At 30.5% G+C, this 24,008-nt stretch carries 24 protein-coding genes and 1 pseudogene; 9 read left to right on the plus strand and 16 right to left on the minus strand.

All coding sequences use genetic code 11. The features are described 5' to 3' along the window. Positions 1 to 126 precede the first annotated feature (126 nt). The 3 genes from DY168_RS13860 to DY168_RS13870 form a co-directional block, all read right to left on the minus strand. Entirely contained in the window at positions 127 to 837 is a 711-nt protein-coding gene (locus DY168_RS13860; RefSeq protein WP_115642263.1) for a Crp/Fnr family transcriptional regulator, read from the minus strand. 60 nt (positions 838 to 897) lie between these two features. Next, a complete protein-coding gene (locus DY168_RS13865) occupies positions 898 to 1,656 on the minus strand; it encodes an exodeoxyribonuclease III (protein ID WP_115642264.1) in 759 nt (252 codons plus the stop codon). A gap of 252 nt (positions 1,657 to 1,908) precedes the next feature. Continuing rightward, complete coding sequence (locus DY168_RS13870; protein ID WP_115642265.1) at positions 1,909 to 3,204, minus strand: 2-hydroxycarboxylate transporter family protein; 1,296 nt, start codon at positions 3,202 to 3,204, stop codon at positions 1,909 to 1,911. Positions 3,205 to 3,562: 358 nt separating this feature from the next. Between DY168_RS13870 and gap the strand changes: the two genes are divergently transcribed. Further along, complete coding sequence (gene gap, locus DY168_RS13875; protein ID WP_115642266.1) at positions 3,563 to 4,609, plus strand: type I glyceraldehyde-3-phosphate dehydrogenase; 1,047 nt, start codon at positions 3,563 to 3,565, stop codon at positions 4,607 to 4,609. 155 nt (positions 4,610 to 4,764) lie between these two features. Here the strand turns inward: gap and DY168_RS13880 are convergent, their stop codons facing one another. Continuing rightward, positions 4,765 to 5,361, minus strand: coding sequence for a flavin reductase family protein (locus tag DY168_RS13880; protein WP_115642267.1), 597 nt, complete (start codon positions 5,359 to 5,361; stop codon positions 4,765 to 4,767). 48 nt (positions 5,362 to 5,409) lie between these two features. Continuing rightward, positions 5,410 to 6,918 carry a DUF1846 domain-containing protein gene (locus DY168_RS13885; RefSeq protein WP_115642268.1) on the minus strand — a complete coding sequence of 503 codons (1,509 nt, stop codon included), beginning with the start codon at positions 6,916 to 6,918 and terminating at the stop codon, positions 5,410 to 5,412. Positions 6,919 to 7,100: 182 nt separating this feature from the next. Between DY168_RS13885 and DY168_RS13890 the strand changes: the two genes are divergently transcribed. Further along, positions 7,101 to 7,304: a hypothetical protein gene (locus DY168_RS13890; RefSeq protein ID WP_115642269.1), complete on the plus strand. Its 204-nt coding sequence runs from the start codon at positions 7,101 to 7,103 to the stop codon at positions 7,302 to 7,304. 70 nt (positions 7,305 to 7,374) lie between these two features. On the opposite strand, the gene pdxR is transcribed toward DY168_RS13890, so the two are convergent. Both pdxR and alr read right to left on the minus strand, forming a co-directional pair. Continuing rightward, positions 7,375 to 8,826, minus strand: a complete 1,452-nt coding sequence (pdxR, locus tag DY168_RS13895) for a MocR-like pyridoxine biosynthesis transcription factor PdxR (protein WP_115642270.1) — start codon at positions 8,824 to 8,826, stop codon at positions 7,375 to 7,377. 18 nt (positions 8,827 to 8,844) lie between these two features. Then, positions 8,845 to 9,999: an alanine racemase gene (gene alr, locus DY168_RS13900; RefSeq protein ID WP_115642271.1), complete on the minus strand. Its 1,155-nt coding sequence runs from the start codon at positions 9,997 to 9,999 to the stop codon at positions 8,845 to 8,847. Positions 10,000 to 10,255: 256 nt separating this feature from the next. Between alr and DY168_RS13905 the strand changes: the two genes are divergently transcribed. Continuing rightward, a complete protein-coding gene (locus tag DY168_RS13905) occupies positions 10,256 to 11,458 on the plus strand; it encodes a 3D domain-containing protein (RefSeq protein ID WP_115642272.1) in 1,203 nt (400 codons plus the stop codon). 239 nt (positions 11,459 to 11,697) lie between these two features. Next, positions 11,698 to 11,796: pseudogene (locus DY168_RS15140) on the plus strand (helix-turn-helix transcriptional regulator); the annotation flags it as partial. Positions 11,797 to 11,902: 106 nt separating this feature from the next. Here DY168_RS15140 and DY168_RS13915 read toward each other — a convergent pair. The 9 genes from DY168_RS13915 to DY168_RS13955 form a co-directional block, all read right to left on the minus strand. Next, complete coding sequence (locus DY168_RS13915) at positions 11,903 to 12,553, minus strand: ABC transporter ATP-binding protein (RefSeq protein ID WP_115642273.1); 651 nt, start codon at positions 12,551 to 12,553, stop codon at positions 11,903 to 11,905. Positions 12,554 to 12,557: 4 nt separating this feature from the next. Further along, positions 12,558 to 14,777: a hypothetical protein gene (locus DY168_RS13920; RefSeq protein WP_115642274.1), complete on the minus strand. Its 2,220-nt coding sequence runs from the start codon at positions 14,775 to 14,777 to the stop codon at positions 12,558 to 12,560. Further along, positions 14,777 to 15,079 carry a hypothetical protein gene (locus tag DY168_RS13925; RefSeq protein WP_147291429.1) on the minus strand — a complete coding sequence of 101 codons (303 nt, stop codon included), beginning with the start codon at positions 15,077 to 15,079 and terminating at the stop codon, positions 14,777 to 14,779. The genes DY168_RS13920 and DY168_RS13925 overlap by 1 nt, the downstream gene beginning before the upstream one ends. 347 nt (positions 15,080 to 15,426) lie before the next feature. Beyond that, positions 15,427 to 15,906: a 23S rRNA (pseudouridine(1915)-N(3))-methyltransferase RlmH gene (rlmH, locus tag DY168_RS13930; RefSeq protein WP_115642276.1), complete on the minus strand. Its 480-nt coding sequence runs from the start codon at positions 15,904 to 15,906 to the stop codon at positions 15,427 to 15,429. Positions 15,907 to 16,052: 146 nt separating this feature from the next. After that, positions 16,053 to 16,550 (minus strand): SEC-C metal-binding domain-containing protein, encoded by a 498-nt coding sequence (locus DY168_RS13935; RefSeq protein ID WP_115642277.1) that lies wholly within the window; start codon positions 16,548 to 16,550, stop codon positions 16,053 to 16,055. Positions 16,551 to 16,720: 170 nt separating this feature from the next. After that, positions 16,721 to 17,284: a GerMN domain-containing protein gene (locus DY168_RS13940; RefSeq protein WP_115642278.1), complete on the minus strand. Its 564-nt coding sequence runs from the start codon at positions 17,282 to 17,284 to the stop codon at positions 16,721 to 16,723. A 43-nt stretch (positions 17,285 to 17,327) separates the two neighbouring features. Then, positions 17,328 to 18,113: an MBL fold metallo-hydrolase gene (locus tag DY168_RS13945; RefSeq protein ID WP_115642279.1), complete on the minus strand. Its 786-nt coding sequence runs from the start codon at positions 18,111 to 18,113 to the stop codon at positions 17,328 to 17,330. A gap of 35 nt (positions 18,114 to 18,148) precedes the next feature. Next, positions 18,149 to 19,411, minus strand: coding sequence for a UDP-N-acetylglucosamine 1-carboxyvinyltransferase (locus DY168_RS13950; RefSeq protein WP_115642280.1), 1,263 nt, complete (start codon positions 19,409 to 19,411; stop codon positions 18,149 to 18,151). A 496-nt stretch (positions 19,412 to 19,907) separates the two neighbouring features. Then, positions 19,908 to 20,069: a DUF1540 domain-containing protein gene (locus DY168_RS13955; protein WP_115642281.1), complete on the minus strand. Its 162-nt coding sequence runs from the start codon at positions 20,067 to 20,069 to the stop codon at positions 19,908 to 19,910. A 246-nt stretch (positions 20,070 to 20,315) separates the two neighbouring features. Between DY168_RS13955 and DY168_RS13960 the strand changes: the two genes are divergently transcribed. From DY168_RS13960 to DY168_RS13980, 5 genes are all read left to right on the plus strand, one after another. Continuing rightward, positions 20,316 to 20,870 carry a 2'-5' RNA ligase family protein gene (locus tag DY168_RS13960; RefSeq protein ID WP_115642282.1) on the plus strand — a complete coding sequence of 185 codons (555 nt, stop codon included), beginning with the start codon at positions 20,316 to 20,318 and terminating at the stop codon, positions 20,868 to 20,870. Positions 20,871 to 20,998: 128 nt separating this feature from the next. Then, complete coding sequence (locus tag DY168_RS13965; protein ID WP_115642283.1) at positions 20,999 to 21,475, plus strand: dUTP diphosphatase; 477 nt, start codon at positions 20,999 to 21,001, stop codon at positions 21,473 to 21,475. Positions 21,476 to 21,550: 75 nt separating this feature from the next. Then, positions 21,551 to 21,982, plus strand: a complete 432-nt coding sequence (locus DY168_RS13970; RefSeq protein ID WP_115642284.1) for a DMT family transporter — start codon at positions 21,551 to 21,553, stop codon at positions 21,980 to 21,982. 138 nt (positions 21,983 to 22,120) lie between these two features. Then, complete coding sequence (locus tag DY168_RS13975; protein WP_242984137.1) at positions 22,121 to 22,837, plus strand: MBL fold metallo-hydrolase; 717 nt, start codon at positions 22,121 to 22,123, stop codon at positions 22,835 to 22,837. 98 nt (positions 22,838 to 22,935) lie between these two features. After that, a complete protein-coding gene (locus tag DY168_RS13980; RefSeq protein ID WP_115642286.1) occupies positions 22,936 to 23,841 on the plus strand; it encodes a selenium metabolism-associated LysR family transcriptional regulator in 906 nt (301 codons plus the stop codon). Positions 23,842 to 24,008 lie beyond the last annotated feature (167 nt).

A 24,008-nucleotide genomic window follows, 5' to 3' on the forward strand; every position in this document is an offset into this window, starting at 1 on the left:
GTTCCTACTTTTAAAATATGATTCAAATCACAGTTTTAAAAACTTATAATAAATAACTTAAAAGGCAGTCCACATAAATTGTATTTAAATACAATTTGCGTGTACTGCCTTTTAATCTATCTTATTTTATTCTACATATTTTCTAAGCGACTTCTCATCTTTTATTATTAAGATCTTATTCCCGATAAAATCTATTATATTTAGTTCCTCAAATACGCTAAGCTTTCTACTTATAGTTTCTCTCGTTATTCCACAGTAATTTGCCATCTCTTCTCTATTTATAGGAAGTTCTATTTTTATACCATCTTTAGTGGCTTTACCATATCTTTCGCTAAACTCTAGTATCATATGAGCAATTCTTATTTCTGCGTCATTTGTAGCCAAGTTTTGAGCTAAGTTCTCTGCACTTGTTAGCTTCTTTGCAACTTCTTTTAATATCTTTAGAGAAATCTCAGGATTCCTTATTAAAATATAGTCCATATCTTTTTTTGAAATAGTACAAATCTTTACATTAGAAATGGCATATCCTGAGAAGTTATACCTTTCCTCATCATTAAATAAGTTTAACTCACCAAAAAAGTCACCACTAGAAAGTATATGAACTATTTGTTCCTTCCCATCTTTAGTTATCTTTGAAAGTTTCACCTTTCCTTCGTTTATTATAAATAAGGTATCCGAACTCTCGCCTTCATAACAAAGTGCCTCTCCTTTTTTGAACTGAAGATGACCTGTCATGGTTATTATCTTTCTTAACTCATCATCAGATAAAAATGAAAATATGGGTACCTTTTTAGCACATAATTTACTCATGCAACTATCACAGCTATACTTACTCATTAAAGCACCTCCTGACCTTATAAAATTCATTCGACTTTATATATCACTTCTTAAACCTTATTATAATTGTATCTTAAGCTCTACAGGACAGTGATCCGATCCTAAAACTTCGCTGTGTATATCTGCTCCTACTAATCTTTCTTGAAGCCTTTTGGATACACAAAAGTAATCAATTCTCCATCCTGCATTATTTTCTCTAGCTTTAAATCTATAAGACCACCAAGAATATGCGCCTTCTTTATTTGGATAAAAGTATCTATATGTATCTATAAATCCACTTCCAATAAAACTTGTGAATTTACCTCTTTCTTCATCACTAAAACCTGGATTCTTGCTATTATTTTTAGGGTTCTTTAAATCTATTTCATTATGTGCAACATTTAAATCACCACAAATTATAACAGGCTTCTTTTCATCAAGCTTCTTTATATATTCTCTAAAGTCATCCTCCCATTGCATTCTATAAGTAAGCCTTGCAAGTTCTGGCTTTGAATTTGGAGTATATACTGTTACCATATAAAAATCATCATATTCTAATGTTATAACTCTTCCTTCTGTATCATGCTCTTCTATACCTAGACCATAAAGTACTGAAATAGGCTCTTCTTTGGTGAAGATGGCAGTTCCTGAATAGCCCTTCTTTTCAGCGTAATTCCAATACTGATGATATCCTTCAAGATTTAAATCTATTTGTCCTTCTTGAAGCTTACTTTCTTGTATACAAAATATATCCGCATCCATTGCATTAAAGTAATCTAAAAAACCTTTCTTAACACAAGCCCTTATACCATTAACGTTCCATGAAATTATTCTCTTCATTTAAATTACCTCTCTTTTCTTAATACTACGCTATATTAACGCTTTATAACTATTAAATATATTGTACCATTAATCTTAAGTTCCACCTAGATAGTAATAATAAGTTTTAAAAAGTAATTGATATTAATGTATTACTTTCAATTTAAAAATATTAAAAAGAGACTATGTCAAAATAATACTTTGAGATAGTCTCTTAAATCAACTAAATTATTAATCCTATAGTTATCTCATATATCAAATATGTTATAATTTCTAAAGAATAAGTTTTAATATAACACTAGCCAGTATCATTATAAATGCTCCTCCAAGTCTTGAAGATATCTGAGCAAAAGGCATAAGTTCCATTCTTTTGGAAGCAGATAGTACTGCTACATCTCCTGTTCCTCCCATGTTAGCCATGCAAAGTCCAGCAGTTATTGAAGCTTCTATTGGGTAGAACCCCACAAGCTTTCCAACAACTCCAGATCCTAGAGCGGCTCCTATAACTGTTGCTCCTACAAGAAGTAAATATTGAAGTGTCATTGCATCTATCACTTGAGCTAAGTTAGTATATGCAACACCTATCCCTACCAAAAGTACACCTGTAAGATTTCCCATTACAAATTGAAACCATTGAAAGCATGCAACTTCATATTTTCTAGGCATAATACCAAGTGCTTTTACTGCAGCTACAGATATAATCATCCAAGCATAAGGATGAATAGCTGGGAAGAACCTCCCTATTATATTTCCCCATAGAAAGAATATACCAGATATTAAAAGTCCTATGGCCATAAGCTTATAATCTATAGGATTATCCTCTTGCTTTTCCACAATAACGTCTTCATTTATACTCATAAGCTTACCATTTCCAGTAAGTGAAGGTTTGACCTTTCCAAGTTTATCAAGAAGACCACCAACAACTATTGCTAATGAGTTCCCAAGCGCTACAGCTGGAACCATAATTGATAGCATCTCCTTTGGATCCTTTTGAAGTGTTGATCCAAATATCTTTGCTAAAGGAACTGCGCCAGCTCCCATACCCCCTCCCATTATTGGGATCCCTATATAAAGTATGGCTTCTTTTGCTCCATATCCTATAATCGCTCCTAAAATACCTACAAAACTGATAGCCACCACTACACCACCTAAAATTGCTGGTAGATATCTTACTGCAGCCTTAATTAACAATTCTCTATTCATGCCTAGTATACTTCCTGTTATTAATGCTGCTATATAAAAATCAAGAAAACCTTCTCCTGTCATAAAGTTTGTCATAATATCAGTAGCATATTTAGGAAACACCCCATACATCACCAAAGCCGCTGATCCAAAAATTATTACAATCGGGCCTCCTCCAAAATAATCTTTAATAATAGGTAAATGATTACCTATTTCTCCAAGCAATGCTCCTACTATTATCATTAATGGGAACGCCCCCACCATACCTTTAGGCAATACTTCTAAGTAAGTAGCAATAAGCACAACCAAGGATAGTAATAGAAATACAGAAAGACTTAATCCCATAATTCTATATTCTGATTTAAAGCTTGTAACCTTTTGTTTCATTTAGCATCCCTCCTATTGTATATGTTTTCTTTTATTATAAAACATATTCTATGAAAAATGTACCTTTGTAAAAAGTAAAGTTTTAATATTTTGTTCTTAATTTAGATGAATACCATCACAAGGTTGCTAGAATGACCAATGTTATTCACCATCTTAACTTAATCTAGGTAATAAATGCGGTGCCTATACTTATTAATTTAAGTATAGGCACCGCATTTTTATTTTATACTCTTGACAAGTATGATGTTTATTGTTATAAATAGTATAACACATATAATTGTTTTGTAGCATATATGATATACTATATACACTAGTAAGTTAGTTGTTATACATTAATAATCATATAGGGGGAAGTAATATGTCTATAAGAGTCGCTATTAATGGTTTTGGTAGAATAGGGAGATCTGTGCTTAGAATTGCAGAGGATAGATTAAGCGAGGATATTGAAATAGTTGCTATTAATGCAAGAGCTGATAGTGAAACCTTAGCTCATCTTTTTAAATATGATTCTTGCTATGGTAAATTTAATGGAACTATTGAAAGTACAGACGATACGTTAATTGTAAACGATAAACACATAAAGATATGTAGGGAAAGTGATCCAGAAAATTTACCTTGGGAAGCCTTAGGTGTAGATATTGTAATAGAATCTACTGGAATATTCAAAAAGAAAAAGGACCTTTTAAAGCATATAAAGGCTGGAGCTAAAAAAGTAATATTAACAGCACCAGGAAAAGATGAAGATATAACTATAGTTATGGGTGTTAACGAGGAAGATTTAAACATTAAAACTCATACTATAATATCAAATGCTTCTTGTACTACAAACTGCCTTGCACCCTTTGCAAAGGTTTTAGATGACAGCTTTGGTATTGTTAAAGGCCTAATGACAACTATTCATTCTTATACAAATGACCAACAGTTACTAGATAAGACTCATAAGGATTTAAGAAGAGCAAGATCTGCTGGTGAATCTATAATTCCAACAACAACAGGTGCTGCAAAAGCTGTAGGAAAGGTACTCCCAAATCTTAAGGGGAAGTTAAATGGATTCTCATTAAGAGTTCCTACTGTTACCGTGTCAATAACAGACCTTGTCTGTGAGCTTTCAAAAGATGTAACAGTTGAAGATGTAAATAATGCATTAAAGAAAGCTTCCATGGGTTCTATGAAAGGTATACTTGGATATTCAGAGGAGCCTTTAGTATCTATTGATTATAGGCAAGATGATAGGTCTTCAATAATAGATGGGCTTTCCACCATGGTAATGGACGGCAACCTTGTGAAGGTTGTTTCATGGTACGACAACGAATGGGGATATTCATGTAGAACAGTAGACCTCGTAAATTTTACTGCAGCTAAAATGGAAAATGCTAATAAAGATAATGTCAATATAGCAATTTAATATAGAAATTAAGCACTCTATTTAAGATAAAATAGACAAGTCTAGCTTTAGACTGTTAAATTTATACCTATATTAAAATATTATACAAATCTTAAAACACCACCTTAACTTTGATTAGTCTACGTTAAGGTAGTGTTTTAATTTATTTGAAAAAATTACTCTTTACTTATTGGCTTCTTTTTCTTTTTCTTTCTTTGTATAGAATATCCAAAGCTTCCTAAAGGCCTATTATCAAGTGCAAAATACTCACCATGAGAATATGCTATAAGGTTAGCTCTTTCAAGGCAAATCTTATCCGTATCATCTATTACCTCTTCATCTACCGAAATAGATACTACCTCTGCTAAAAACAAATCATGACTTCCTAAGGCTGTAACACTCTTAACCTTGCACTCTATATTAACAGGACAATCTGATAGAGATGGTGCTAAGACCTTTTGAGACTCTTCTGTATTAAGATTAAGCTTATCAATCTTATCTACCTTACGTCCTGACATAACTCCACAGTAATCAACTATCCTTGTCATTGAAACATTAGGTAGGTTAATTACAAACTCTTCAGTTTCTTTTATATAATCATAAGATAATCTTTCAGGTCTAATAGCTACAGTAACCATAGGAGGCCTAGTACAGGCTGTACCTACCCATCCCACTGTAAAGACATTTGTCTTACCTTCTTTGTTTTGAGTAGTTATTAAAACTACTGGCACTGGATTTAATATAGCACTAGCCTTAAATATCCTTTTTGTCATATTATGTTTCCTTTCTCTTAACTTATTAACAAACATTTAAAGTCTATATTAGTTATTATAATATAGGTTTTCTGTTGGATATTCTGCTTCACAGGTTATATCAATTCCAAGTTTTATAAATGTTTGCTCGTCACTTTTTCTTAGAATTGTAGTAGAGTGAGCTTGACATCCCCTTATCATAGTTAGCTTTTCCATAGCTGCTTGAGCTGTAGGATTAGTAGCAGCACATATGCTAAGGGCTATTAGTACCTCTTCACAGCTTAAAGCTGTGTTTTTAGTATCTAAGGTTTTCATCTTTAAATTTATAATAGGCTCTAGTATAACAGGGGAAATAAGATGAATACTATCAGATATATTAGCAAGGTATTTAACTGCGTTTAATACAACTGCCGCCGTTGCATCCATTATATCTGAGCTCCTCCCTGTTAATATAGTTCCATCATAAAGCTCAATAGTTACCACCGGGCAAATTTCATTTTCTTCAGCCTTTTGTTTTAACTTAGCAGAATACTCTCTTGCAGGCATAACTACATTTCTATCACTATCTTTTAAATTAAGTTCTTCCATTATAAGCTTTACTCTTTGAAAAGTTTCCTTATCTACATATCCCTTTTTATACTCACAACCAGTTTTAAAGTACCTTCTTATTATTTCTTGTTTAGACGCTTCTCTTACTACCTCATCATCAATAATTCCAAATCCTACTCTATTAACACCCATATCTGTTGGAGATTTATACACTGATTCTTCTCCTGTTATCTTCTCAATTATTCTTTTAAGTACAGGAAATGTTTCAATGTCTCTATTGTAGTTTATGGAAACTTTATTATATGCATCGAAATGAAAGGAATCTATCATGTTTACATCCTTAAGATCTGCTGTTGCTGCTTCATAGGCTATATTTAAAGGATGCTTTAATGGAACGTTCCAAACAGGAAAGGTCTCAAATTTAGAGTATCCAGCAACCTTTCCCCTTTTATTCTCATGATAAAGCTGACTTAAACAAGTTGCAAGCTTACCACTACCAGGTCCTGGGGCTGTAACTACAACTATAGGTCTTGTAGTTTCTATGTATGGATTTTTGCCATAGCCTTCTTCACTTACAATTGTTTCAACATCAGTTGGGTATCCCTTAGTTGCCCTATGTTTATAAACCTTAATACCTCTACGCTCTAGCTTATTTATAAATACAGTAGTTGAAGGTTGATCATCATATCTTGTTATTACAACGCTATTTACTTCTAGATCATAACCTCTTAAGTCATCAATAAGCCTTAAGACATCCATGTCATAGGTAATTCCAAAATCCCCTCTTATCTTATTTCTTTCTATATCTCCTGCATATACACATATAATTATCTCTACCTTTTCTTTTAGCTTATGTAATAATTTAATCTTAGCATTTTCATCAAATCCTGGCAAAACCCTTTTTGCATGAAGATCAAATAAAAGTTTTCCACCAAATTCTAAATAAAGCTTATCATAATCATTAACTCTTTCTAATATATATTTAGATTGCTCTTCAAGATACTTTTTATGATCAAATCCTATCTTCATTTTCTACGCCTCACTTAATTATAATAATTTTTCTTTTTGTTATTTATATTGAACACATTGAATAAGTTTAATAATACACATTTTTATATTATCACATAAAATTCTTTAAAAGTGAATTTCTTTGGCAAATAAATATGCTTCATTTTAGCTCTTAATAATTTAACTATACAAGGAGGTCTTATATGATTACTACTATAAACGCCCTTATAATAGGTGCCATTTGTGGTTTAGGTCCAATTATACTTGGAACAATAAAAAAGCAAATGACTCTTGGCATTTGCGGGTTATTTGCGTGTATACTTTCTGGTTTAGTTTTAAACATATTTTTAGCTGGTCCTATGTGTGTATTTTTTATTTGGATAATTACAAGAAAATCTGATACCTAAAATAATAAAAAGAGTTTAATATTCAAAGATTATATTTTTCATGGTCTTCAAAGGGGGTGATGTATTATCCTTATATCTTATAACTTAATTCTTTGACTACATCACCTATTATCTTTATACCCTTTTCTATATCTTCTTTAGTTACTCTCGAAAATCCTATCCTTATTGTATCTGATCCATTATCCTCATTATAGAATATATCTCCCGGCATAAACACAACGCCTTTATTATAACAACTCTTCAAGACCTCTCTTCCACTTACTCCTTCTAGCTTTATAAAAATATGAAGTCCACCTTCACCCCATATATACTCATAGGGTATATACATTTTCACCTGCTGTAGTGTGAAATTATACTTATCTCTATAGTGCTTTCTTATCTTTTTCATATATCTTGTAAAAGCACCACTCTCCATATAATTATAAAGTATTGCTTGATCTAAAAAAGAGGAATGAATAGTTCTTGCTCTCTTAACGCTTTCTAAAGTATCTATAAGATTCTTATCTGCCAAAATCCATCCTATCCTAAGTCCCGGAAATAAGACCTTAGAAAAGCTACCTACATATATTACTCCATTCCCCTTTACACATAAAGATGCTATTGGAGCCACATGTGAACTAGAATATAAAAGTTCCTCATTAAACCCATCTTCTAATATAGGTACTTTATATCTTTCACAAAGCTTATATACCTTTTGTCTTTTCTCACCCCTCATTACAATACCCGTTGGATTATGGTAAGAAGGTATTAGATATAATACTTTTGGAGATTTCTCTTTAAGTGTCTTTTCTAATAAATCTATGTCTATCCCATCAAAATTCATAGGAACAGATGCTATATTTAGTCCATGTGACTTCATTATCTTTATAGCCGTATTATGAGTTGGTTCCTCGCAGGCTATAATATCTCCTCTTTTAGTTAATGTACTTAATAATATATCAAACCCCTCTGTAAATCCATTAGTTATTAGTACATCTTTTTGATCTACATTTATGCCCTTATCTTCCATATACTTTTTGATATACTCTATTAATGGTTTGTACCCCTTAGCATAGCCGTAATTTAATAACTTATCACCCTCTGTAGAAAATATATTTAAGAAAGATCTTTTAAATTCTTCTATGTCAAACAAACTTTCATCAGGAGCGATGCTCTTAAATGAAATCATACCCCTTTTCCAAGGTAACTCTGTCTTTATTATATCTAAATCTCTACAACTATTACCATAATCATTAACCATATGGCTCCAGCTAATGGTAAGGTCTCCATCTATAGTATTAGCTTCAGTTGATACAAAGGTACCCTTACCCCTTAAACTCTTTATAATTCCTAGATTCTCTAAGTTTTCATAGGCTATAATCACACAATTTCTACTTACATTTAGTACCTTACTTATTTCTCTAGTTGAAGGTAGCTTATCGCCTTTTTGTAAGATCCCTTTTTCTATACCTTCTTTTATATGATTTTCTATCTGCACATTTATCTTTTGTTCAGAACTAATCTCAAAGGATGAAAAAATCAAAAAATCACCTCCTACTATCTAGTCTCTGACATTTATAATTTCTCCATTTTTAATAAATATCCTAGGTATGCTTTCTTTAATCATGCAAATCACCTCATAATTAATTGTTCCCATAATTTCTGCTATATAATTTGCATCTATATTTAAATTTCCCTGCTCACCAATTAATATTACTTCATCTCCAATGTTTACATTACCTACATCAGTTACATCTACCATACATTGATTCATGCATATCCTGCCTACTACTGGTGCTAACCTTCCATTTATTATAACCTTAGCCTTACCACTTAAAAGCCTTGAATAACCATCTGAATAACCTATGGGCAAAGTTGCTATTATACTCTTCCTTTCAGTTTTAAAGGTCATTCCATAGCTTATATACATATCTTCCTCCATCTCTTTAACATAAGCAACCTGAGTCTTTAATGTAAGGGCTGGCTTTAAAGATATCTTTTCTTTATTTACATATGAAGATGGATAATATCCATATAATAATATACCTGTTCTCACAGCATCTAAATAAGTCTTTGGTAAATCTATTATAGCTCCACTATTAGCCGCATGTCTTAAAGGTATATTTATACCCTTACTTGAAAGTTTATCACAAAACTCTTGTAACTTTCTAAATTGATTATAAGTATACTCTTTATCTTCCTCATCTGAAGTTGAAAAGTGGGTAAATATACCCTCTACTATAATTCCCTTTAAAGAATGTATCTCCAAAACTTCTTTAAAGCTATCTTCATTAGGCAAGAATCCAAACCTACCCATACCCGTATCGATAGCTATGTGTATCTTAGCTTTCTTTCCCATACTTATGGCCATTTTCGATAGTTCCTTTGCATAATCTAATCCATATACTGTCTGATCTATATTATTTTCTATTACCTTTGTTGCAGAGGCTATTGGCATATATCCTAAAATTATTATAGGCGCTTTAATTCCTTCATATCGAAGTTCCATAGCTTCTCTTATACTTGCTACCGCTAAATGTGTCGCTCCATTTTCTAACAATGTAGGCGCAACATAGGCAGCACCATGTCCATAAGCATCCGCTTTTACTACTGCTATTATTTCTTTATCTTTTAATAGGCTTTTAACTTGCCTCATATTATATCCAATTACATCTAAGTTTATCTCAGCCCAAACTGACCGAATATTTGAATTCATATTTACACCTCTAATTTAGTATCTTATTTAATTATACTATTATACAAAGAAACTTGCTATAAATCAAAGAACCACACTATAGTTAAATTGATATTCTAGTGGTTTACATATTGGAATAACCTGGTGCTTGTAAATATTTTATTGGAATATAACTAAATCTTCATGTATACTTATATAATAAGTTTTGATCAGTTTAATTAATTAACTAAAAAGCTCTTAATTAAAATAATACACAACATACAAGGAGGACAAGACTTTGAATAAAAAGGTGTTAATATTTCTTACTTCCATATTAATTGTCTGTAATAGTGTTATTGTAACACATGTTGCAAACGCAACTCCGGAAGAAAGTATTGAAAAAGGCACTATTCAAATCAAACAATTAGACAATCAAATTATTGATTTAAATGGTGAAATATCTAGTCTAAATTCAGAAATAAGTCAGTTAAATATTAAGCTTTTAGAAAACAAATCTGAAATTAATAAAACTGAAGATAAGATTAAAAGTACAGAAATAAAGATTATAGAAAGTAAAAAGGTTATAGAAAAAAAGCAAGATATCCTAGGCAAAAGACTCAGAGTTATGTATAAAAGCAATTTATCTTCTAATCCATTGCTTGTAATATTGTCATCAGAAAACTTTTCTGATGCAATATCAAATACCCAAGCCGTAGTTAAAATAATATCTATAGATAAAAAGCTAATAAATGACATTGAGAATGAAAAGAAGGCTCTTGATTTAGATATAAATAATTTAAAGGATAAAAAGGACGAGCTTAAAACCTTACAGACTTCTACACAAGATTCCCTTAATGAAATAAAAACTAAAAAGGAAGCTCAACAGATTACTTTAGATAAACTAAGTGCAGAAAAGAAAAAGGTTTCTTCTATTATAGAAGAAAATGAAAACTCTTTAATATCACACTCAGTTTCTATAATTAAATCTTCTGCTTCTTCTGAAAGTGCAATTAAAGATGCAATATCTACGTTAAAGTCACTGTTTCCACAACTAAACACATCATCTGTCAAAAACAAGGCACAAGATGCCATAAATGACGGTAGAGGAATTTTAAAGTACATACAGGAAACTAAGAACAAGCACGCTAATACTAATAAAGCCACTACTACCAGCATTGGAAACACAGATCGTGGATCTAGTCCTGCTAAAAAGTCCTACACCATGGAAGCAACTGCTTATTTTGATGGTCTTTTAACAGCTTCAGGATTAAAACCAATAAGGAATGCTTCTGGGCTTAGTACGGTTGCGGTAGATCCATCTGTTATTCCTTTAGGGTCAAAGCTCTATATAGAGGGTTATGGATATGCCATTGCAGCAGATACTGGTTCTGCAATAAAGAATCTTAAAATAGACCTATATATGAATTCAAAATCAGAATGCACTACCTTTGGACGAAGAAACGTTATAGTGAGCCTTATAGCTTATCCAAATGAATGGTAAGATAAATTAAAAGGATTTAAGTTTAATACTCTAAATGAGATGAACTTAAATCCTTTTGCATTTGTATTAAATATAATTATATCTTTAAAATATGACTTATTATCTTTAGAAATATAAGTTAATAACGTTTAATATATAATTTCATATAAAAGGATTAGGGAAAGTTAAACTTCCCCTAATCTCTTTTTTGCGTAAATATCTTTATATTATCCTTTGTATACATTTACATCTCATCTGCCATTTATCCTCTGCTTTTAAGACTTGAAAAAGAGACTCTCATTAATTCAGAGTTTCGTCCCTCACCTCTCGATCCTTCTAGAAAATATTACCCTCTAACATACGTTTGCATAATAATTATTTATAATCTTTTTGTATCATATACACTTCTATACAATAATCTAATTCACAAACAAGCAAAGAAAATAAACTGGATCGAATAAAACATCAACACTCTAAAATATTAATTATTCTATTCGCTTCATTTGCTAATTCTTTACTATGCGTAACCATCATTACAGTCTTTCCATACTGTTTGCTTAAATCCTTAATTAGATTAAATGCTATTTCAGCAGCCGCAGAATCTAAAGATCCAGTTGGCTCATCTGCAAGAATGATATCACCTGGCTTGAGTATCGTTCTTGCCAGTGCCACTCTTTGCTGTTCACCACCTGAGAGTGTGTTAACCTTTTCATCTTTAAATTCTTCTAAATGAACCTTTTTTAATATTTCCTCTATTCTTGTATCCTTTTCCTTTGTAGTCATGTTAGAGAAATTCATTGCCAGAAAAAGGTTCTGATAGATTGTCATATCAGTGATTAACGCAAATGATTGAAATAAGTAATTAATTGTATTGCGCCTTAGCATTGTAGCTCCGTTGCTTTCTATTTTAGGAATTTCTTTTCCTTTTAGCTTAATCTGCCCTGCATCGTTTGATTCTAAAAGACCTATCATATTTAGGAGAGTTGATTTTCCACAACCACTTGGTCCAACAATCGCAATAAACTCCCCGTCTTCAACGGACAAATTTAGATTCTGAAATATATATCTTTTCCCAAATTTCTTTGTAACATTTAATACTTCTATTGCTTTTGCCATAATTCTACTCTCCTTTAAACGCCATAAGTATATTTTCAATTTCACATTTAGTCATATACCTTGAAAAAATAAGTATTTGAGTAACTGCCAAGATAAGCATTAATAGAAACCCAAACTTAGAACCTATAATAAGCATAATAATCAACTCAATGCATATAACAGAAACAAGCATAATAATTGGTATTCGATATAAATTAATAAATCCATATCCTAAAAACTTCTTAACATTAATTTTTTCTTGATTTGCAATTCTAAAAACTGTTGCAAGAGCAATTAATATTCCTAGAAGGATAAGCATTAATATTAAAAATACCACTCCAAACCATGCAATTGTAGTCATTAAACCTTTCTGTAATCCATCAATATAATTTCCTACGTTTGTAAATTCAAGATTATTATCATTTAATTTATATTTTTCAAGTATATCCTTATCCAGATATTTTTCTGCTACTGCTTTATTCACAAATTTTATATAACCATTAAAGCCGTTTGCTCTAATACTCTCTGATTCAAAATAGGTCATATTTTCCGGTGTGCATATATAAATAACAGGATTAGTACATGTATTTTCATATGTTGACTCTGTATTCCATGTAAACATGTTATCTTTAGGAGTATATTCTATAAATTTTACATTCTTTTCTTTATTAAATACAGTACTGATATCTCCTTCATGTGGTCTTTTTGTTGATGATTCTGTAAGCCAGTTTTTCAACTTAACTTTTTCATTTTCTGAATATGATTCTGGTATCATGTAAACTCTTGTTCCAGATTTCGCCTCATTTATAATACTACTATCAACATTCAAATTCAGAGATTTTATATAATTTGGCGAATATGAAAAACACCAAAATGGGCTTTCTGGAATATTTTCATATACATTATTTTGTTTCCATCCATCTAACTGTTTATTATCATAATACTCTGTTTTTATTAGATATACTCCATTATCATCATACATCCCTTTGTACCAATCATATAAACTTTGATCAAGCCCTTTTGAATTTCCAGTAATGGAACTTTGATCATTCCCAACCGAAATACTTCTTAAAATCTGAAACTCCGATACACTATTCCAACTTTGCGAAAGTCTTGCATTTTCTGATATGATCTTCATAGGACCGTCCACATAAGCACCACAAAACACAATTCCCGCGCTTACTCCGATATACGCCAATATTCCAAAAATATACAATATATTTTTGGGTATTCTGCCCTTAATTGCATTCATCGGGCTAATTGATAGCTGAATTATAGCTGAAATTGCGATTTCTAATGTTACTACTATAACGTTTACGACTGCAAATAATATGAAATAACTAATAAATAAACCTGTCATTTTGCTCCAACCAGAAAGCAGAATTCCTATCACGATTTGGATTGGAATATTTAGCATTGCATAACCAATAAATATTCCTAAGGTTTCAGCACAATATGCGGCTCTTGACCATCCTAAAAGTGCCAATTTACCACTTTTACTTATATTGCGTATAGTTATAATCATAAAATACACAGCATTTAAAATTACTTGAGCAAAAATAAATACAAGTATTATTATTTTTGCAAAACTATCATCTGAACTAGAACCTTTCATCTCCTTGAGTAGATTATCAGCGGGCACATTACACGCTAAAGCCAATCCCTGTATAAAAGCATTTTTATCACTATCATTTAATCCAAGGACAACGTAGTCTCCGTTGATAGTACCACTTTCTTTTATTAAACGGTTCAACTTTTTAAAAATCGTTTTTTGTCCAAATCTGAATGAAGGAATTTCACCAATACTGTAAACGCTACCTTTATCTATACCAAGAGTACTTTCATCCATTTCCGATAAAATGAGCTTATTAAGCATATCTTTCTCAATAATCCTTTTACCATAAAACTCAAGTGAAACATCATTGTTTTCAACATCACCATATATGCCAAAAGTATATGCTAAACGCGCACCTTCATCATTTAACGTTGAATCTTTTCTGGATATAAAGAGATTTTTTTCAAGTGCCTCATTATGTAGAAATTCTTCAATATTGTCTTTATAATCCTCAGAGATATTTTGAAGATGCACATCCAGTGCATAATCTGTTTCCAAATATTTATTCCACTGATTTTGATAACTGCTATTTAGCATAAAAATAGCAAGCAAGGCAAGTAAAATGCCCTGCATTGCTATTAATATAACTCCAAGATATCGAACATTACCAATAAAAGATACTTTCTTCATTATCTGCAATTCCAATAAGTTTCAACAGTCCCTGTTCCAATGAACTTCTGTGCATGTGCCAAAATACCAGGGCTTTTCCATCCCGAAAAGTCTGAATTAGCTGTAGCTGAGTGGTCATATACACCTGTCTGCACATCTGAATAACTGTAAACGCCCAACTTTCTTCCATGATTCCAACTTACAGGAGTACCGTTGTAATAAACCGTTTGAGCCATTGCTGGAATTGCAGTCATAAGACATAGTGAAAATGCTGTTAACCCTATTAAAATCTTTTTTTTCATATCAAATTCTCCCCTTTTCATATCATTGATATTTTATTTTTTCAAAACACAGTAGGTATTTAACTAATGTAAATACTCACTATTTTAAACAAGCTTGTCTCTACAAGTATATACCAATTTATTCCCTTTGTCAACATATTGCTTTTTTTTTGTTATTTGTAATTAATGATAAAAGGAGGATACATCGGGTGCGTGTGAAATTAAGCCACTAAACCGATTTCATTTGGAGGATAAGGTAACTCCTTCTCTCTTCGCTTAAATGAGTAAGTTCGCCGAGCCAAATGTGAAATTTGGAGGCTTTTAAGGTAACTCCTTCTCTCTTCATTCGAATGAGTAAGTTCGCCGAGCCAAATGTGAAATTTGGAGGCTTACTTATGGTACGGTTCGCCTTTAATTATCCTAAACCCTCTATATATCTGTTCTAGTAGCATTACTCTGAATAACTGGTGGGGGAAGGTCATTTTTGAGAAGCATAGCTTATAATCTGCTCTTTCTAGAACCTTTTGTGATAGTCCAAGGGACCCTCCAATTATAAATACTAAATCACTCTTACCTTTTGTGCCTAGGTCTGATATAAAACTTGCTAATTCTTCTGAGGATACTGTTTTACCTTTTAGGTCTAAGGCAATAACAAAGGCATTATCTTTTATATGCTTTAATATAGCCTCTCCTTCTTTTACCTTTATCTGAATTTCTTCTTTTTCAGATGCATTATCTGGGGTCTTCTCGTCGGAAACTTCTAATATTTGAAGCTTACAGTACCTTTTTAATCTTTTTGAATACTCTTCTATGGCATCTCTTAAATACTTTTCTTTTACTTTTCCTACAGATATTATAGTTATATTCATAAATCTTTTCCTACCTTAATATTTTATATTTATTTTCAAGTACTATTATTATTAGAAACTTTTCTTATATAACTAAAAAAAGACTTTCAAAATTTACTTGAAAGCCTTTTGTTTTTACTAATTATATTATCTACTTCTGCCTTTTATTATTTACCACAGCACTTTTTATATTTCTTTCCGCTTCCACAGGTACATAGGTCATTTCTTCCTACTTTGTTTTCATTAACTACTGTTTTAGATGACTTCCATGCTTTATGTATTTCAGTTCTCTTTTCTTTTGAGAATATACCTTCCCATTGTGAAAGTTCATAAAGGTAGTCTGCTTTTGCATCTAACATGTTGTAGTATAACTTTTCAAAATCTATTTTGAATTCAACTTCACTATCTTCGCTTATAGTTTCTAAATCTATTGATTCTAATAAACTTTCATTTATTCCGTCTACAAATCCCATTACAAATTCTGGAGTTGTCTCAAATTCCTTTGCTAAATCAGAAATGGTAGTACTTAAAGTATCTTTGTGACTTGCTAATATTTTTATGTAAATACGTCTTTCAATATCACTATATTTATCCCAAAATGCCTCTTCTCCGTGATGTTTAACATACTCTACAACCATATCTGTCCATCTTTTATATAAATTCATTTTATTATCTCCCTTTTTTCTTTTTTATAAACCATACTAACATTATAGGATGTAGTTATGATTTACATTATTTTGTAACTTCTATTTTACATTATTTAAAATTCATAGTAAATATCATTTTTATCTTAATTGTGCTTTAAATCTTTATAATAGGTTTTAATATTAACTTCTTACTTTTTAAGAAGAACTATTTCATCTCTTTTAAAAGGTTTTGAAATATCAAAATTTCCTCCTAATGTTTCAACATCCTTACTTTCTATAAGTATCTTTACTTTAGATACGGATGGAATTTGCTCAAGAGATGCCACTATGCTTGTTAAAACTGATTCTTCCTTTGCAGATGTCATAGTAATTAATGCCTCTTTGCTAAGATTTACAAAGGCTATACTATCTTTAATTGAAAAACTTAAAAGCCTAGTTTCTTTAGGTAATACAGGTTTTAACTTACCATTAATGGAAGGTCCTTTTACTAAAGAATCTATTATCAACTGTCCTATTACTTCTTCTTTTGGAATCAAAACCTCTTCTTTGGCTATTTCTATCTTTGAAGCATCTTTAGATGCATCAAAATAAATATCTAACTCAATATTATCTTGTTTTTCCGCTGGTAGCTGAATGTTTTTAAACTTTTCTTTATTGTTTATGCTTATTTTATCTTTCTTAGAACAAGCTACTGTAGTCAAAGCTAAAAAGCAAAGCCCTATGCTTAAAGCACTTTTAAATCTTTTATCCATATATACCTTCCTCTAAATATTAATAAGACTAGTATTTGTCACATCATATCTTAATATAGCTGCTTGGACCTTTTCTACTTGCCATTTGTACAGCTATATCCTTTTTAAGTTCGATATTGTTTTCTCTTAAAACACTTATGACCGTTTCATATGCTAACTCTGGATAGTTATTAGTATTGCTTAAATGACCTAATATTATTCTTTTATATTTATCATTCATCATGTCTACTATAGCAGTTCCACAATCATCGTTAGATAAATGCCCTATATCGCTTAAAATTCTACGCTTTAAGCTATATGGATAGGGTCCAAACTTTAACATCTCTACATCATGATTACTTTCTAATAATATAACGTCTGAGTCTTCTATATTTCTTTTTATATCTGCTGTAAGATACCCAAAATCAGTAGTGATACTAACCTTTTTTCCTAAGGAATAAATTGAATAGCCTATAGGATTTGTAGCATCATGAGGTATAGGATAGTTTATAATATCCATATCTTTTATATTTGTTACATTACTATCAATAATCTTTATATTACATTCTTTTATCTTTCCTACAGTTTTGGTCATACCTTCCCATGTGCCCTCATTTGCATATATTGGTATATTGTATTTTCTTGACATAACCCCTATACCTTTTACATGATCTAAATGTTCATGTGTAACAAATATAGCATCTAATTGTGTTGGACTTTCATCTATCTCTTTTAGCGCAGCATCTATACTCTTACCTGGTAAGCCTGCATCTATAAGTATCTTTGATTTTTCTGATGACACAAATATGCTGTTCCCGCTGCTTCCACTATATAAGGAACAAAATATCATATATATTCCTCCAAACTACCTTATAGAGATATTTATTATTCCTTTATGGTTTCTCTATATATTTTTGCGCCTAATTTTTGAAATTTAACTTCTATGTTAGGGTATCCCCTATCTATATGTTCTATACTATGTATCTCAGTTCTTCCTTCAGCAAGTAATCCAGCTATAACCATAGCTGCTCCTGCTCTTAAATCTGTAGCCTTAACTACAGCTCCTGTAAGCTTTTCTCTACCTTCTATTATAGCTGTTCGACCTTCAACCTTTACATCTGCACCCATTTTTTTAAGCTCATCTACATGTTTGAATCTACTTTCCCAAATACTTTCAGTAACTATGCTTCTTCCTTCAGCAACGCAAAGTAATGTGCTCATAGGCTGTTGAACATCTGTTGGGAAGCCTGGGTATGGATTAGTTTTAATGTTTACACCCTTTAATTTCCCCTTAGATCTTACTGTCACAGAATCATCTTGTTCTATAACCTCTGCTCCCATTTCTATTAGTTTTGCTGATATAGATTCTAGATGTTTAGGTATAACATTTTTAACTGTTATCTCCCCACCAGTTGCTGCTGCTGCAATCATAAATGTTCCAGCCTCTATTTGGTCTGGGATAACACTATAGCTACATCCGTATAACTTCTCTACTCCAGTAATTCTTATAATGTCCGTTCCTGCTCCCTTAACGTTTGCGCCCATAAAGTTTAAGAAGTTAGCTACATCTACTACATGTGGCTCCCTTGCGGCATTTTCAAGTGTAGTTATTCCTTCTGCAAGTGTGGCTGCTAACATAACATTTATAGTAGCTCCAACGCTTACAACGTCAAAAAATATATTTGTTCCTATTAACCTATCTGCTTTTATATTTACAGCTCCATGTTCAATCTTAACTGTAGCCCCAAGAGCCTCAAATCCTTTTATATGCTGATCTATAGGTCTAACCCCTATAGGACAACCTCCTGGAAGTTCTACTCTTGCCTTTTTAAACCGTCCAAGTAAAGCCCCTATAAAGTAATAAGATGCTCTCATTCTTCTTACATCTTCAGTACAAGCATCTAAATTAGTTATTTCTGAACTATCTATATCTAATGAGTTAACATTAGTCTTTATCTTACATCCTAAAGACTTTGTTATTCTCTCTAAACAATGGACATCTTCAATGCTAGGTATATTATCAATATGACAAGTTCCCTCGCTAGCCATTAAAGCTGCTGGTATTATTGCTACTGCTGCATTCTTTGCTCCGCTTATGTCAATATCTCCAAAAAGTCTATTTCCTCCGTGTACTACTAATTTCTCCATATATTTCACCCTTATTTATCATTTTTATATGAACTTCTCTCAAAATTCTAAATTTATTTTTAATAAGTTAATTTCATTTAATATAATCCTATTTTAATTATTTAATTCCACTTAAATATACATATTATATTTATTATGTCGTATTTAAATTTATTTTAATTTCATAACTTTTATTATAACATAAGTTGTTATAATATTAATACCTTTTTCGAAATGATATAAAAATAGTATCACCTTAGTTTAAATTTATATAAAATATATTCTACATATAAGTATTCAATAATACAAGCCCCTTTTATAAGTTAATCATGAAACATTTAATACATTTAATTATTTAGAAATTACTTCTTATAAAAGTTACTTTTAAATCTTTAAATTAACCTAACATACCCGCAAGGGTATGACGTTTTAATGGAAGTATTATAAAAAGAACTATTATGATTAAATTAACCTTATCATAATAGTTCTCTTTATCTTAAAGTCTTTTCATATAATATTATTTCATGGTTTCAAAGCTTGCACAATCAGTGCATTCAACTGTCTTTGCCATAGGCTCATGTTTGACTATTTCAATTTTGTTTAAAGTACAATAGCTATCCTTCTTATAGTGATATTTACATTCTGACACATTACATCCTATACTTTTGTTAACTTCCATATTTATCACTCCTCTTTTATACATTATTTTAATTGTACGATTATATCTTTTGTATTTATATCTTTTATTATTCAAGTAATATATTAATTTTAGTAAATTAATATATTACTCACTCTAATATCAATATGATATAATATATAATAACTTCGTACATTATAAACTTTATGTATTTATATATTAAAAAAGTTAACGTTTAACTTTTTATTTAAACAATATGAATTAAAATATAAAATTTGGGGGATAACAATGAAATATTATTTAGTAGCATTATTTGATGAAGATTCCTATAAGTCGATAGAAGGTATTCAAAAAGACTTAAGTAAAAAATACAATCTATATAAAAACCTTCCAACATTGCATATAACTTTAGAGGTTATAGACGATCCTGATATAGATAAATTAGATGAAGTTCTTAAAGGTATATTAAAATCATATAAAAGATTTAAAGTAGAAATAGATGATGTCATATGTTTTAATGAACCCTACAAATCTGTAAATCTAAGAGTTAAAAATAAAGGATATATACAAAGATTAAATAGAACTATAAACGATAAATTAAAACTTAATGGGTTTAATGTAAGAAAAGACGCCTCTAATTGGGACTTACACATCTCAATTGCAAATACGAACTTTGCTTCACGAGAATGGTCTAAAAATGAATTCTTAAATGCTTGTCATAAAGCCCAAGAAGATGGCTTCTATAAATTAGCAAAAATACAAAGAATAGAACTTTGGAAACCAATTAATAATAAGCGAGATATGATAATAAAAAGTTATCCATTAAAAACCTTCTTACCCTAGCACCTTATGTAAATATAAATAATTTTAACTTTTCTTTTGGTAATCGTTTTCTGAACTTTCAATTTTTATGATAATTAGTTACAATAGATTAGTGAGAAAATTGCTATTGAAAGAAAGGCGGATTTGTTATGAATTTACAGTACTTATTTAAGTTACAAAAGGATTTAAACGAAAAAGTATATGTTTCCAGAAACTTAGATGAAAGTATCCTTAATTCAAAAAACTTTTTAGCTCTGTTAGTAGAACTAGGTAAACTTGCTAATGAAACTAAAAGCTTTGAATATTGGTCCGATGCAAAGCCTTCTACAAAAGGTGTCTTATTAGATTCTTATGTAGATTGTTTTCATCTAATATTAACTTTAGGTCTAGATAAACTTTATACCAATATTTCACCAAAACTTAAACCAAATGATTACAATATTTCAGAACAATTTTTAAATCTATATGTAGATATAAATGATTTAATGGTTACATCATCTAAAGACCACTACATAACACTTTTTGAAGATTTTTTAAGCTTAGGTCTTAGATTAGGTTTTTCTTTAAATGAAATAGAAAACTCTTACATAATAAAAAACACTTCTAATAACAAAAAAATTAAATGATTATAAAATAACTTCTCTACCTTTGGTAGAGTTTTTTTTTTACTTTTGGAAATAATACTTATAGAGGTGATATTTATGTTAGGTGTAATATTTTCAATAGTAGCTGGAATTGCTATGAGTCTACAAGGCGTTTTTAATACTAGGCTTGGAGAAAAAATCGGGCTTTTAGAAACAAATCTAGTAGTTCAAGGTAGTGGGCTTATATTAACAATTTTATTAATATGTTTTTTAGGATCTGGTAATATAAAAGAAATTAAATCAGTAAACAAACTATATCTTTTAGGTGGATTTTTAGGCGTTCTTATAATATATACAGTAATGAAAGGAATTTCATCTATGGGTCCTACCTATTGTATATCAATTATTCTTGTAGCCCAATTATTATCTGCCGCTTTAATCGATTATTTAGGAATGTTTGATACAAATAAGGTTTCTTTTGGATTTAGCAAGATAATAGGTATTGCAATAATGGTTGTAGGTATTATAATATTTAAGTGGAAACCTTAATAATTTAAAGGTGGTGTTATTATTAACCTATTAAAAACTATAAATAAAGTAAGTTTTAATACAAAGTTTCTTATGAAACTTCACTATAAAAATCTAAAAAATTATTTTTTAGAAACTTCCACTCCATTAAGTGACTCCTTGGTTACTAATTCTGTACAGTGGATAGGCCATGCTTCTGTTATGATAAATCTTTATGATAACATATTTATAACAGATCCTGTTATTGGATCTGTGGGCCAATTTAAGAGGAAGATTAAACCTTCTATGAATTTAACATCTTCAGATATAAATTATATATTACTTTCGCATGGTCATATGGACCATATTGACTTTTATTCACTAATAAAAATGAATAAAGATGTAATAGTACTCTGCCCTAAGTCCTATGTGAAATCTATAAGAATTATAGGATTTAAGAATGTCATAGGTATATCCGAAGGTGAAATACACCAAAATGGTGACATTACAATAAAGTGTATAGCTGCAAATCATGATGGTCGAAGATATTATATAGGAAAAGATCATAGCAGCAATGCTTATCTTATAAGTTGTAAAGATAAAAGTGTGTTTTTTGCTGGTGATACTGCTTTCACAGAAAACTTCAAAGAAATAGAAAGTGATCTAGCTCTTATGCCTGTAGGTTGTTATCTACCTGAAGGTTTTGATAAGATGCACTGCACCCCACTTGAAAGTTATAAGATGTATAAAATGATGAGATCAAAAAAAATGTTACCCATCCACTATAATACTTTTATATTGTCACTAGAAGATGATTTAGATACTGTAAACATATTGAAATCCATAAAGGATAATACTATAGATATAGTTAATATAGGTAAAACTTCATTAATATAAGATTACCTTATTACAAATATCTATACTATCTATTAATATATCCATTAATAGATTATACTGTATATATATATTTATTAATTTTAGGGGGACTAAACTTTATGGATTTTAAACAAATAGAAGCCTTCATATCAGTTGCAAAACTTAAAAGCTTTTCAAAAGCTGCAAATAGCATCTACTTATCTCAACCTACTATAAGCTCTCATATTTCTAGTTTAGAAAAAGAGCTAAACATTCAACTTTTTGACAGAAACTCTAAAGAAGTTAATGTAACTCCAGCGGGTCGGTCATTCTTAAATTATGCTGTAGACATTATAAATACTAGAAATAACGCAATAACAAACTTATGTGCTTTTAATAATAAGATTTGTGGTACCTTAAACATATCCGCAAGTACAACCCCTTGTCACACTATGATTCCAAGTCTTATAAATAAATTTAGTACAGAATATCCTCAAATAGCCTTTAATATAAGCGAAAAAAACTCCGGTGAAATAATTGAGGATATAATTAATTTAGACTGTGAAGTGGGACTCGTTGGAGATGTTGGGAAAACTGATAAAATAAAAAGTTATTGTCTTGGAGAGGACAACCTAGTTCTAATATCAAGCCCTACTATGAATGTACCAAAAGAAATAGCAATAGAAGATTTGTTTAGATACAAATTTATAATGAGAGAAAAGAATTCTGCAACTAGGAAAACCTTTGAAGAAAGTCTTACATCAAATGGGTTAGATCAAAGTAAGTTAGATATCTTATGTGAGATAAACAACATGGATACACTAATACAATTTGTAAAGTCTGGCACTGGTGTTTCAGTGGTTTCTCAAAACATTGGCCTTGATTACGTAAGTAGTGGACAGCTTAATATCTCGAAAATTAAAGGTTTAGACCTTAAGAGATATATCTATCTTATACTTAATTCAAAGCGTACTCTAACCCCTACAGCTAATGCTTTCTTTGAATTTTGTATTAAAGAGTTCAATGTAAATAACTTTCCTTCTTAGACATATTACTTATAACTACAATAATTATATAAGTAATATCTAAAATTTATATAATTATAAAAGCTTCCTACTTAATTTAACCTTAAGTAGGAAGCTTTTATTTTTAATAAATACTACTTCCCCTATATATTTCATAATATATATTGTAATGCTAAAAAAGGGGTATT

Source organism: Clostridium putrefaciens, assembly GCF_900461105.1.
Taxonomy (GTDB): Bacteria; Bacillota; Clostridia; order Clostridiales; family Clostridiaceae; genus Clostridium_L; species Clostridium_L putrefaciens.